The organism is Paenibacillus sp. P36, from assembly GCF_045866505.1.
Classification (GTDB): domain Bacteria; phylum Bacillota; class Bacilli; order Paenibacillales; family NBRC-103111; genus Paenibacillus_E; species Paenibacillus_E chondroitinus.
Map to the genome: position 1 here is coordinate 8,276,886 of NZ_AP038372.1, position 12,467 is coordinate 8,289,352.

A 12,467-nucleotide genomic window follows, 5' to 3' on the forward strand; every position below is an offset into this window, starting at 1 on the left:
ATCCTGTACTTTATGAACAACTACTTTTTCAAATGATACGGTACCGTCGTCACGATCAGATCCCGCCTGTACAGCAGAAACGCGCGGATCAGCAAGCTGGACTGATTATGGAGTATGTGCTGCCAGTTTCGTTTGGGTATAAACTGGGGGATCAAGACGGTTACCCGGAAATTCGACTCGTTCGCCTTATGCTCCACAGTATCGATGAATTTCGTCAATGGTTGAATAATGCTCCGATAGTGAGAATGCAGGGTGACTAGCCGCACATCCGGCTGCCAACACTCCCATTTCTCTTGGAACTGCTTCTCGGCCTCCCGATCAAAGGCCACATACACCGCAATAATCTGGTCTGGCGCCAGCGATTTCGCGTAATTCATGGAATTTTCCACGACATGGGTAATTCCCGCGACTGGTACGATCATCACATTCCCCTTGATCGGGATAGAAGGCTCACACGTTGTGATCCGCAGCTGCTCGCTCACGGCTTCGTAGTGCTTTTTGATTTTATGGAACGTATAAACAATCAAAGGGAGGAAAATAAACACCGGCCATACCTGCCCCAGCTTCGTGATAAAAAAGATCAGCATGACGGTGAAGCTAATCAAAGCGCCAATCAAATTGATCGTCAGTTTAACAATCCAGCCTTTGGGCTTTTCGCGCACCCATTTGACCAGCATCCCTGTTTGCGCAAGTGTAAAGGGAATAAACACACCCACAGCATATAGTGGAATAAGATGCTCTGTTCGGCCTTTAAACGCAATGATCAAAATGATCGACATAATCGCCAGAAAAATAATACCGTTCGAATACCCTAATCGATCCCCACGGATCGTGAACATTCTAGCGATATATTTGTCCCTGGCCAAATTAACGGCGAGTAAAGGAAAAGCCGAGTACCCGGTATTCGCGGCAAGCACAAGGATCAACGCGGTCGTGCCTTGGATGAAATAGTACATGTAATTTCTCCCAAAGGTTTGAGAGGCGATCTGCGAGACGACGGTTTCCTCCGCTTTAGGGGCAATGCCATAGGCATAAGCCAAATACACGATGCCCGAGAACAAAATGGCAAGCAGCAATCCCATGGCCGCTAAGGTTTTGGAGGCATTCTTCGGTCCCGGATCCTTGAAGTTCGGAATAGCATTGGAGATCGCTTCCACACCCGTTAAGGCCGAGCTGCCCGATGCGAAAGCTTTCAATAACAAGAACAGGGTAATCCCGGCAACCGGTGTCCCTATAGGAGCATGCATCTCAGGTGTAACTGTGCCAGTCACCCCTTTATACAAGCCTACACAGATTAATATAATCAGAGCCAAAATAAATAGATAGACAGGATAGGCCAAGATGGAGGCAGATTCGGTAATCCCTCTAAGATTCAAAATTGTTATGGCGACAACGAGCAGAGTAGCAATATCCACATTGTACGGATGGAGCTGCGGGAAGGCAGACGTAATCGCATCGGTTCCCGCCGAAATGCTGACCGCCACCGTTAGGATGTAATCCACCAGCAAGGACCCTCCTGCGAGAAGGCCAGCGTTCACACCCAAATTTTCCTTCGAAACGACATAGGCCCCGCCCCCATGGGGATAGGCGAAAATAATTTGCCGATAAGACAAAATGAGAGCCAATAACAGAACGAGCACACCCACGCCGATCGGTACCGAGTACCAAAGAGCCGCGGTGCTTATGGTGATAAGCACAATCAGTATCTGTTCAGGTCCGTATGCGACTGATGATAGAGCGTCAGAAGACAGGATCGCTAGCGCCTTTGTTTTATTCAGCTTTTGCTCCCCTAATTCGGCTGATTTCAAAGGCTGACCGATGAGTAACCTTTTCAATGCAGAAAACATCATACCACCGCCAAATGTTTTGAGTTCATCCTCCCTTAAATTACCCCCTAAGATAGAATAAGAACCACAAAACCTACTGCCAAGTTTCTACAAAAGTCGAACAAGCTATGTGATAAAATGGTACAGAGTGACTACCAGTCTATCCATTGGATGGTGATGACATTGACAGGCATCTCCCCGATTCGGCATACCACTTATCGTGATTTGGCACCCAGCGTCCATTGGGCCCAATTGCACCAAAGAACGCCTCAATTCAAATGGGCGCGGCGCATTTACGATTTTCAGTTTCTCTATGTCATTCAAGGCGAGCTGCAGGCCACTTTATCAGGAAAGTCGATGTTGGTTCCTGCGGGGAGGCTGCTCCTTATACCAGCCAATGTTTATCACACCATCGAAGTATTAACAGCGCCGCATGTGCATCTATTAGGGATTCATTTCGATTTCTTTAGCGATCTGCGTGTTAAGCAAGGGGATCTTGTCGTGGATGAAAGCCATCCTCTCATGGATTGTTTTTGCGCGATGCCTTATATCGACGGGGCACCTCTGTTTCCGTACGGTTATTCCATCTCGCTGCCTCCGGCTGTCGTTTCCTTGATGGAAGCGACCATCCATGAAATGACTGAGCAGAAACAAGGCTTCGAAATGGTCTCCAAGGGGCTGATGCTCCAAATGCTCACGCTGCTGATTCGTCATCAAGCTGAGACTAACCGCACCCTTCATCCGAAATATCAAGAAAGCTTACTGCATTTAGCTCATGAACTCAAAACGAGTTACCGAAAAAAGTGGACCAATGTCGAAATGGCCGCTTTTATCAACGTTCATGAAGACTATATGAGTAAGCTTTTTAAAGATATGCTGGGCATGAGCCCTAATAAATACCTGCAATCCGTCCGGCATCAGCAGGCCAAGCGGCTATTGCGCGAAACAGATGATAAAATCGAGCGAATCTCGCTCGAAGTCGGCTATGATGACTTTCATTATTTCAGCCGTATTTTTAAAAAATGGGAAGGCATGTCGGCACAGCAGTATCGCAGGTTCTCTCAATTTATTTGATTAAGCGTGACTCTTCCGGTAATCCGACGGATAGCTGGAACAGTTCTCGACAAACAGTTTGGTAAAATGCCGCGTGCTGTAGTAGCCGACCTTCTCCGCGATTTGCTTCACTTGCAAATTCGTGTTCAGCAGCAGCTCTTTGGCCTTCAGCATGCGAATATTCGTTAAGTATTTAACGAATGGCGTTCCGGTTTTTTTATTAAACAGCATGCTTAAATAATTGGCAGACACATTGAGCTGTTGGGCAATTGAACCTATCCCGATATCGTCCATATAATGCTGCTCCAGATATTGAACAACCTGTTCGACCAAATCCGCCGTGACCGGCTCCCGGGGCTTAATCTCCCGCAGCTTGCTTTCCCCGATCTTCCTAAGCTCCCTGATCACTTCAGCCTCTGAGCGCGCGGCATCATCTGCCTCTGGGGCGCCCAATGCCTGCACCATATACAGGTGAACAGCCTGACGTGTTTGCTCGTTCGAACTTCGTTTGCCCGCTAGCAGCAATCCCTCCAGCTCACCCACCGCCGTTTGGTAATTCAAATACGCCCTGAAATACATATGCTGCTTAATAGCGCAAAAGAGCTGACTGATTTTCGAGCTTTCAGGCACCTGAACCTCCGCCTCCAGCTCCATGTACCTGATGCGTTGGCCGATGCCGCGAACCACACGCAGATGGCTCCATTCCCCGAGCTGAGCGAGCTGGGCATTCAATTGATCGAAGCCGCGGCATTCTCCGGTCTGCAGAATCGTTATAGCCAAGCCATCTTGGCGATACGGTTCAGCCACACCTGCCAGCTCGTCAAAAAATTGCTGCACCTGCTCCCTGCAATCGAACCCTTTCGCCGGATCCCAGGAACCGATCACCGCACACTCCCCATCAGGCAGCGACACCATGGCGAAATTCATGCCATAGACGAGCAAACTCGTCATCCGCTCACGCAAATCATCATAGAAGGCGCAGGTCATGTCCGATAAGGCTTTTCCGGTTTTCGTCGTGTCAAATATACAAACGGCTCCGATGAACCAGCCTTGCACATAGACACTGTCCAGCTCCTCAAACTTCAAAGTCGTTAGCCCATTGCAAAGGGCGAACAAGCTATTTTCGAATTGCTGGTTAAGCATTTGTATGAATTCTTTGTTGTGCTTGGCAGTATTGGTCAGCGCCCTCTCCAAATCCAGCGGATTCACCGGCTTCAGCAAATAGTCAGACGCCCCGAGCTGCAGAGCCTCCTGCACATAAGCAAAATCTGAAAATCCGCTCAAGATGATCCATTTGGTGCGAGGCGAGATCGCTTTGCCCAGACGCATCGCCTCCAGCCCATTCATACGAGGCATCCGGATATCAATAATCGCAACATTCGGCTTATGTTCGCTGACCAGCTCAAGGAGTTCCTCGCCATTGGCTCCCTCGCCAACAATATGCCAGGAGGATTCTACATCCTGAACCATACTGCGAATGCTCGCCCGAATCAGATTCTCGTCATCAGCAATGATCAACTTCATCCTCGTCTCACATCCTTTAAAGGTATTAGGATTTGAACACTGGTTCCTTGATCCTTAGCACTATGAATACTCATGGATGCTCCTTCGAAAGACAGCTGCAACCGTTCCCTAACATTCCGAATACCTAAGCCCTCCTGCACCTTACTGGACTCAAATCCCACCCCGTTATCGCTGATATGTATCGCTAATATTTCTTCCTTCTCGCCAGGAACCGACTGCATCTGGATGTCCATCCGCAGCTCGCAGCTATGATCGCATGGCTCAATGCCGTGAATGATGGCATTCTCAATGATCGGCTGCAGCAGCAGCTTCGGAATTAAGAGCGACAGGGCATCCGGATCACAGCTAATGTGCACCTGAATTTTCTCGGCGAAACGAACCAGTTGAAGTCCGCAATACTTGTTGATAAAATCAATTTCCTCTTGCAGCTGCGCCCAATCGTTATGCTCCAGGGTGTAGCGCAGCATCCCGCTTAACGATAAAATAGCCCGCTCCAGCTGCATGCTCTGGCCCGTTCGATTGAGGCCAATGAAGCCATTTAACGTGTTGTACAGAAAATGCGGCTGGATTTGCGATTGCAAAGCCCGGTACTCCGCGTTCCGCTTCCCGAGTACAGCCTTGTATTCCCGGTCGATCAGCTCATCAAGCTTGTAGATCATCGTATTCAAATTGCTGCCCAACTGGGAAATTTCATCGTTGCCCTTCACCCGATACAACGTATTCATATCCCCGCGTTGGACGCGCTTCATCACCTGAATCATCTGTTTGAAAGGCGTAACAATCCAATGGGATACTGTGAAATACAAAATCAACGCGATCAGCAAGCCGCTGGCCGCAAAAGCCGTGCCAATCCAATATACCCGCTTCAAATGGGCTTGGATAAAAGCCTCCGGCGACAGGATCGCAATCACCCAATTCGAACGGGAAATCGTTTCGCGAACAACCGTGTAGGAATCCTTCACGTCCATGACCGTCCGGCTTCCTGAGGCAATTTGGCTCTGCATGTCGCCCGAAATAGGCTGATTCGAATAGATCAATTGCTGATTATCATCAAGGATGACCACCTTAGCCCCCTTGCTCAGCCGAATGCCTTTCATCATTTGATCCAAAAGCACCGTGTCGGCATCCGCCATAATTATACCCAGCGGCCGACCTGAATCCGGGTCCTTGATCAGACGTGTTACGGAGAAAACCTCACTATCGGCGTTATTCAGATAATCCTGCTTATGCACACCGGTGAACGCTACATTCCCGTCCGCCTTCACCGCCTTGATATACCAATCCTGCTCTTTAAAAGGGAAACCTTTCACCGCTTGATCCGAGAAACTAAGGGGCGGCGTAATGTAAACAGAACCATCCATCGGCAGAAGAATGGTTCCGAGTATGTCCTTTCGCATATTTTTCAAATAGCTGGGGAGGGTCTTATTCAGGACTTCCTCAGCCTCGTATTGCTCATACGGGGTAAGGAGCTTCCACTGTGAAGTCGATTTCAATTTTAAAGCAAGCATTACTTCATTGTTCAAATAAGGGGTGACGGTCATGCGTTCCAAATCGTCCAAATACGTTTGAATATCGAACGTGAGAGCAGTTAAAGTCCCCTCTAGCAGAGAGGACTCTTGTTCTTTTATTAAATCGAGGTAATAGGAAGGTAATTTCACGACAATACCGACAATCGGGATGACAATGGTAATGAAAAATAGCAGAGATAACCGGAATCGAATCGATTGTCTGATTGTATCAACCTCCTGGCGATTAACCTTTGATCGCGCCGGAAGCAAGTCCCGAGACAAAGTAGCGCTGCAAAAATAAATACACAATCGTCATCGGAATCGCGCCCATGAAGGACCCGGCAGCCACCCAACCTACATTGCTCGTGTACTGGCCAAAGAATGATGAAAGCGCTACCGTGATGGTCCGCATCTCTGGTTTTTGCAAGAAAAAGATCGAGAATTGATAGTCGTTCCATACAGCAACACCGGACAAAATAATGACGGTCGCCGTCACAGGCTTCAGCAGCGGCAAGATCACCGTGAAAAACAGCTGGAACCGGCCCGCGCCATCAATCATCGCCGCTTCATCCAAATCACGCGGAATCGTGGAGATAAACCCGGTGTACAAGAAAATCGTCATTGGCAGATTGAAGGTAATGAACAATAGAATGATACCCCAATACTGATTCATCCCACCAATATCTACCATAAATTTATACAACGGAACCAGAATAGTCAATGGGGGAACGATCAAAGCGGATACAAAAAGCGCATAAATGAACTTATTCCAGCTCGTTTGGCGCCGGGCAAGCGGATAAGCGGCAAGGGAGCCGATCACGACAATCAGGACGACCGAAATGACGGTCACGATGAAGTTGCTTCGGAAAGCATCCGCCAGATGCGCTTCCTTCCAAGCATCTCGAAAGTTATCGAAGTACAGATAGCCTGGAAACATCCATTTGGAGCTTAGATCGTCGAAAGCTTTGAGTGAAGTCGTTATCAAAATATAGAAGGGCAAAATATGAGCCAAGCAAATGACGAGGGAAAGCAGCGTTAACAGGCTCTTTCGTTTGTTCTTCATGCGTTAACCTCCCTCTTTCTAAGAAACAGTAAGGCTGTGATACTCACGATAGAGATCATGATGAACATCAGAATACCGATCGTAGCGGCATATCCGGCATCTTCCCGTCCAAAATAGAGCAAGTACATAATCGAAGACAACGACGCGGAGGCATATCCTGGACCGCTGTTGGTCAATGCGACGATGACGTCGAACAATTTCAGACCGCCAATCAGATTGAGCACCATGCTGACCGTAAAAGCCGGTGCAATCAGCGGCCATGTCACATGAGCGAAACGCTGCAAGGGACCCGCTCCATCAATCGTCGCCGCCTCGTAATAATCTCTTGGAATGGATTGCAATCCGGCCAAATAGAGCACCATCGCGATCCCCAAGTACTGATACGTGTTGACGAAGGTAATAATCCACACATTCAGATTCGGGTCTCCAAGCAAATTCGAAGGCTGATCATGGAACAACAGAATAATGTCATTGATCGCGCCGCCTTGATACTGGAAGAAGAAGTACCAGATATACCCCATAATCAAGGAGGAGATAATGACCGGCAAATAAATGACCGTACGGACAAGTCCTCGGGTTCGGATATTCAGATTTAAGAATAAGGCGTATAACAAGCCGATCACATTTTGAAAAACAGCGCTGCCGATACCATAAATTGCCGTATTGCGGATAACCTTGAGGATCTCAGGATCCGTGAACATCCGGCTATAGTTGGTGAAACCGATCCATTTGTAGTCTTGATTGTAGCCGTCCCAATTCGTAAATGAAATTTTGATCCCTTTAAAAAACGGATAAAAAATAAAAATGAAGAATAAAAGAAGCGCCGGAATATAGAGCAAATTCAGCAAAGCCCCGCTGCGCACGAGGCGGCCAAAGGTTGTTTCCGTTTTTTTACCAGAACGGGTCTGCGCAAGCACTGTCCTTGATTCAGCCATAAATTCACCTTCCTCCTTTATGATCATAGACAAAAAGGGAGGGTGGCTGTCACCCTCCCTTTCTACGACTACTGATTGCGCAGACGTAAATATTCGGATTTCATTTTGTCAGAGAATTGCTGAGGAGTAACCGTTCCTGCAAGCAAGGCAACGCCTGTTTTACACATCACGTCCCACATGCCATTTGGCAGATACACACGGTCGAAATAAGGGAACACACGGATATTTTCAAATTGCTTGTAATATTCGGAGAATTCATGCTTGGATTCGATGTTTTTCAGACCTGCAGGCAGCTTGGTCGCATTGGCGATTTTGGACATATTGTCTGCTTTGGCAAAGAAGGCGATCAGCTTCTTGGACTCTGCCAAGTGCTTGCCATCTTTCCAGGCCCCCATCGTATAACGCTCACCGCCAGAGAAAGATTGGCTGTCTCCATCGACCATGGAGGTCAACGGGGCAATACCGATTTTGGCAGCTTTATTGTATTTATACACTTCATCCGCGAAAGAAGGTGCACCGAATACGAAAGCTACTTTGCCCTGTGCAAACAATTGCGGCATGTCACTGTATTTAGCCGTCAACACATCTTTGTTGATGTACCCCTTCTTGCTCATGTCTTGCAGCTTTTGTGCAAGCGGTGTCCATTTGCTCCAGTCAAATGTGCCGTCGAGCAGCGTCTTGGCATCGTTCGTCGCCGGGGAGATGAACATCGATGTGGCGTACAGATCGGAGAAACCGCCGATCATCCCGTTATCCACACCGGACATGAAGAACGGTGTCACCGCTCCGTTGCTGGATGATTTGATTTTCTCGGCTGCCGCCATCAGCTCATCAAACGTTTTTGGCGGGGTGATGCTGTATTTTTCAAGAATTTCAGCGTTATAGGAGATCCCGTCTTTGGCTTCGCTCATAACAAGCGCTTCTACTTTGCCGTCTTTATCCGTAACAACAGGTTTGATTGTGTCCGTCATATCTTTTGCCCATGGCTCATTGCGTAGATCGGCTAGATATTTGCCATAACGGATAATCGCCCAACCGTGCGTATCGAAGACGTCCGGCAAATCGTTTGCCGCCATTTTAACCTTGAGAATGTTCTCGTATTCTGCACCGGGGAATTGGAATTCAACGGCAATGTTCGGATTTTCCTTGGTAAAATCAGCCGCAATGCCCTTCATCATTTCTTGATTCGGCAGTTCGGAGATCGTACTGTACACCGTAAGCTTGATCTTATCCCCACTAGGTTTGGCATCCGGGGTACTTGCCGCCGTCGTCGTTGTCGGTTTCGTAGTCGCCGCCGCCGGACTTTCCGTCGTAGATGTTCCCGAGCTTGGTCGGCTGGAACAGCCCATGAACACTACGGAAACCGTTAGCATCATGGCAGCAACGCTTAAAAATGTTTTTTTCATTTTTACGAATCCTCCCTTTGCATGATTGAAGTGATGACTTGCCCTCTGTGAATACGAAAATGTTTCACACCTTAATCATACCAATTTTGGTTGCGCTTACAAGTGTGCTAAATCTACAGTGGAAGCGCTATTTTCCATGGGAGGAATTCGGATTGGATTAGCTTGCTTTATTTGAGATGTTTAAATTGAGGCAGCCACTCTTTATTCGCTGCGAACATGCGATCAACCATTTCCTGAATCTCGGCCAGGCTGAGAACGGCGGACGTTAAGGGATCGAAGCAAATGGCGTGATAAATCATTCGCGGGTCCCCCGTAAGCGCCCCTTGAACCGCCAACTCCTCGCAGCGAGCGCTTGTATTGACCAGAATAGCCAAGTGATCCGGCAGCGCCCCGACGTGAATCGGGCTTAGCCGTCCTTTGGACGCCAGAACAGGGACCTCCACGCAGCAGCCTTGCGGCAAATTATCGATGTATCCCAGGTTCCGTACATTGCCATTAAATTCAAATAGCGTACCGTCACCGATTGTCGCGTTGAAGATATAAGACGCATACTCCTCGCCGCGCTTCAAATCGATAGGACTGTCCCGCCACTCTTCCATCTGCTTATGCCAGCCTCCGCGCAGCTTCTCGGCATAGTTGATGATCTCTCCATAATGCCCGGGATTCCAGCCTGTTCCATGGGTGCAGTATTTCTCGATCAAATCCGGTCGCTTGCGGAACCAGGCATTATATTCCGAATTATGGCCACTCGATTCCGTCACGTAGTAATCCAGATGGAGAAACATTTCGTTGCGGACCTGCTCCTCCTTGTAAATCTCAGGCCGCTTCATCACCGCTTCGCGAATAAGCGGGTAAGCGTCCTTGCCGTTCCATTTGTAATCCAAATAGAAGGCTTGATGATTGATCCCCGCACAACGGTAGGTAATCTCCTCCATCGGCGCCCCAATCCAACCGGCCAGCATCGAAGCCGTCCCTTGTACGCTATGGCACAAGCCTGTGACTTGCACGTTGCTTTGGCCTTGCATCGCTCTGATCAGCATCGCCATCGGATTCGAATAGTTCAGGAAAATCGCGTCCGGACAATAACGCTCAATATCCCTGCATATCTCCAGCATTACGGGAATTGTGCGCAAAAAGCGGAAAATACCCGATGGACCTCGGGTATCGCCAATATTGATATCGACGCCGTAAGCTTTGGGAATTTCGATATCGGTACGCCAGATCTCCAAATCGCCGACCAGGATCGTACAGACCACGCCGTCCGCACCAGTTAGCGCTTGCGCCCTGTCCGTCGTTGCCTCTACCTTCGCCTTGTATCCTCCTGCGGCGATGATGTTATCAACTGCTGTCTTGGCGTAAGCCAGCCGCTCCTCCGAGATATCCATCAAGGCGATGGTACACGCCTCAAAGGCGGGAAACGTTAATAAATCTCGAACCAGATTTTTCGTAAACACCAAACTGCCTGCGCCGATAAAAGCAATCTTTGTCATCGTCACGATCACTCCTCGCTCATTTATCCGAATTACAAACCAAGTCCACCATCAACTGTAAGCTGCTGGCCCGTAATTTGTCCTGCCTGATCAGAGGTGATAAAAAGAACAGCGGATGCAATATCTTGACCGTTTTGCATTCGCCCCATAGGCATACGTTGCGTTGCTTTCTCCAAAGACTTCTCGTCTTCCCCCGTCGACGCAAGGCGAGCCATCTCCCCTTCGGAAGCGACCCAGCCAGGATGTATGCAGTTCACACGAATCCGGTGTTTGGCTAAAGCTCCTGCCAAATTCAGCGTCAGCGTGACGATACCGCCTTTTGAAATCGAATAAGCCAATGTATCCGGTGATCCCTTCCTTGCGTGGAGCGAGCCAATATTAATGATATTGCCTCCTCCTCGGCGAATCATGCCAGGCACCGCCGCTTGGCAGGTCAAGTAAGCTCCCTTGAGGTTAACCCCCATCACAAGATCCCAGAACGCTTCATCCGTCTGGAATAAGTCCGCTCTGGGGAAGATGCCCGCATTGTTCACCACGATGTCCAGGCCCCCGTACGATGTCTCTGCGAAGGCCACCATCCGCTCCACCTCTGCGCCCTTGGATACATCGCACCGGAAAAATTGCGCTGGACGGCCTTCCTTCCGCCATGCAGCAGCAACATCTTCCCCATGCTCATCTACGTCAGCGATCACAACGTTCGCTCCGGACAGCAGGAACTGCTCGGCTATGGCAGCGCCGATCCCTTTGGCTGCTCCGGTGACGAGCACGGTTGTGCCATCATATTGAAAGCTAGCTGTATCTTTCATCGTACTCCTCCTTCGTCGCTAGAACCTGAACGCCTTCTAGAACTCGTAAGCACCTTCGGCTGCCGCTTTCTCATAAGCCATCCGCGGGATTTGTGTGGCCAGCTTCCCACCGCTGATATCCATCATCGTGCCGGTGATATAACCGGCATAGTCAGAAGCGAGAAAGCAAATCAGGTTAGCAACATCTGACTTCTCCCCCCAGCGGCGCAGCGTCAAGGTGTCGAGCAAGCGCTGCTGCTGGGGTTCCTGAAGCTCAGCGAAATGGTTCATGTCCGTCGGAATCATCCCGGGAGCGTAACAGTTCACCGTAATGTTCCACGGACCCAGCTCACCGGCCAGCACACGGGTAAATTGCTCCACACCGGCTTTGGAGGAGGCATAGGCTGCACTGCCATAGCTCGGCACGATGGCGGCGAACGAGGCAGCATTCATGATCCGGCCCGATCTTTGCTTTTTCATTACCGGCGCAACCGCCTTGCACATCAGAAAAGTCCCTTTCAAATTGATATCAAGGTTCAAGTCCCAAACCTCTTCGGAAAGGATATCCACAGGTGCTCCTCCGGCGACCCCGGCATTATTCACTAAAATATCAATACGGCCATACTGATCCACAACATGTTGAACGAGTTCTTGAATCTGCGTATAGTTGCGCACGTCACATTGGTACGTACTCCCTTTGCAACCGCTGCGATCAAACTCCTTCTGAACGTCCCCCAAATTCGACTCATTGATATCGGTGACAACGGTCGTCACGCCTTCCTTGGCAAGCGCCAGAGCAATCACTTTCCCGATCCCCCGGCCGGCGCCGGTAACGATTGCCACTTTTCCAGATAGGTCAATCTGCATCCTGGTCCCT

General features: G+C 49.3%; 10 protein-coding genes. 1 reads left to right on the forward strand and 9 read right to left on the reverse strand.

Going from position 1 to position 12,467, the window contains the following annotated elements; translation table 11 throughout:
• Positions 1 to 20: 20 nt before the first annotated feature.
• Entirely contained in the window at positions 21 to 1,847 is a 1,827-nt protein-coding gene (locus ACKTT9_RS36180; RefSeq protein ID WP_407873183.1) for an APC family permease, read from the reverse strand.
• A gap of 162 nt (positions 1,848 to 2,009) precedes the next feature.
• Between ACKTT9_RS36180 and ACKTT9_RS36185 the strand changes: the two genes are divergently transcribed.
• On the forward strand, positions 2,010 to 2,900 hold the full coding sequence (locus tag ACKTT9_RS36185; protein WP_407869803.1) for an AraC family transcriptional regulator: 891 nt from the start codon (positions 2,010 to 2,012) through the stop codon (positions 2,898 to 2,900).
• On the opposite strand, the gene ACKTT9_RS36190 is transcribed toward ACKTT9_RS36185, so the two are convergent.
• The 8 genes from ACKTT9_RS36190 to ACKTT9_RS36225 all read right to left on the reverse strand — a co-directional run bounded on the left by ACKTT9_RS36190 (position 2,901) and on the right by ACKTT9_RS36225 (position 12,457).
• Positions 2,901 to 4,403: a response regulator gene (locus ACKTT9_RS36190; RefSeq protein ID WP_407869804.1), complete on the reverse strand. Its 1,503-nt coding sequence runs from the start codon at positions 4,401 to 4,403 to the stop codon at positions 2,901 to 2,903.
• Positions 4,400 to 6,193: a sensor histidine kinase gene (locus tag ACKTT9_RS36195; RefSeq protein ID WP_407869805.1), complete on the reverse strand. Its 1,794-nt coding sequence runs from the start codon at positions 6,191 to 6,193 to the stop codon at positions 4,400 to 4,402. Before ACKTT9_RS36195 ends, ACKTT9_RS36190 begins: the two co-directional genes overlap by 4 nt.
• The gene (locus ACKTT9_RS36200) at positions 6,156 to 6,974 is read right to left on the reverse strand and encodes a carbohydrate ABC transporter permease (RefSeq protein ID WP_407869806.1); all 819 of its coding nucleotides are present in this window, start codon (positions 6,972 to 6,974) and stop codon (positions 6,156 to 6,158) included. The genes ACKTT9_RS36195 and ACKTT9_RS36200 overlap by 38 nt, the downstream gene beginning before the upstream one ends.
• On the reverse strand, positions 6,971 to 7,909 hold the full coding sequence (locus tag ACKTT9_RS36205; RefSeq protein ID WP_127456666.1) for a carbohydrate ABC transporter permease: 939 nt from the start codon (positions 7,907 to 7,909) through the stop codon (positions 6,971 to 6,973). Before ACKTT9_RS36205 ends, ACKTT9_RS36200 begins: the two co-directional genes overlap by 4 nt.
• A gap of 68 nt (positions 7,910 to 7,977) precedes the next feature.
• Positions 7,978 to 9,315, reverse strand: a complete 1,338-nt coding sequence (locus ACKTT9_RS36210; RefSeq protein ID WP_407869807.1) for an extracellular solute-binding protein — start codon at positions 9,313 to 9,315, stop codon at positions 7,978 to 7,980.
• A 167-nt stretch (positions 9,316 to 9,482) separates the two neighbouring features.
• Positions 9,483 to 10,805 carry an alpha-galactosidase gene (melA, locus tag ACKTT9_RS36215; RefSeq protein ID WP_407869808.1) on the reverse strand — a complete coding sequence of 441 codons (1,323 nt, stop codon included), beginning with the start codon at positions 10,803 to 10,805 and terminating at the stop codon, positions 9,483 to 9,485.
• A gap of 32 nt (positions 10,806 to 10,837) precedes the next feature.
• Positions 10,838 to 11,611, reverse strand: a complete 774-nt coding sequence (locus tag ACKTT9_RS36220; RefSeq protein WP_407869809.1) for an SDR family NAD(P)-dependent oxidoreductase — start codon at positions 11,609 to 11,611, stop codon at positions 10,838 to 10,840.
• A gap of 36 nt (positions 11,612 to 11,647) precedes the next feature.
• Complete coding sequence (locus tag ACKTT9_RS36225; RefSeq protein ID WP_407869810.1) at positions 11,648 to 12,457, reverse strand: SDR family NAD(P)-dependent oxidoreductase; 810 nt, start codon at positions 12,455 to 12,457, stop codon at positions 11,648 to 11,650.
• Positions 12,458 to 12,467: the final 10 nt, after the last annotated feature.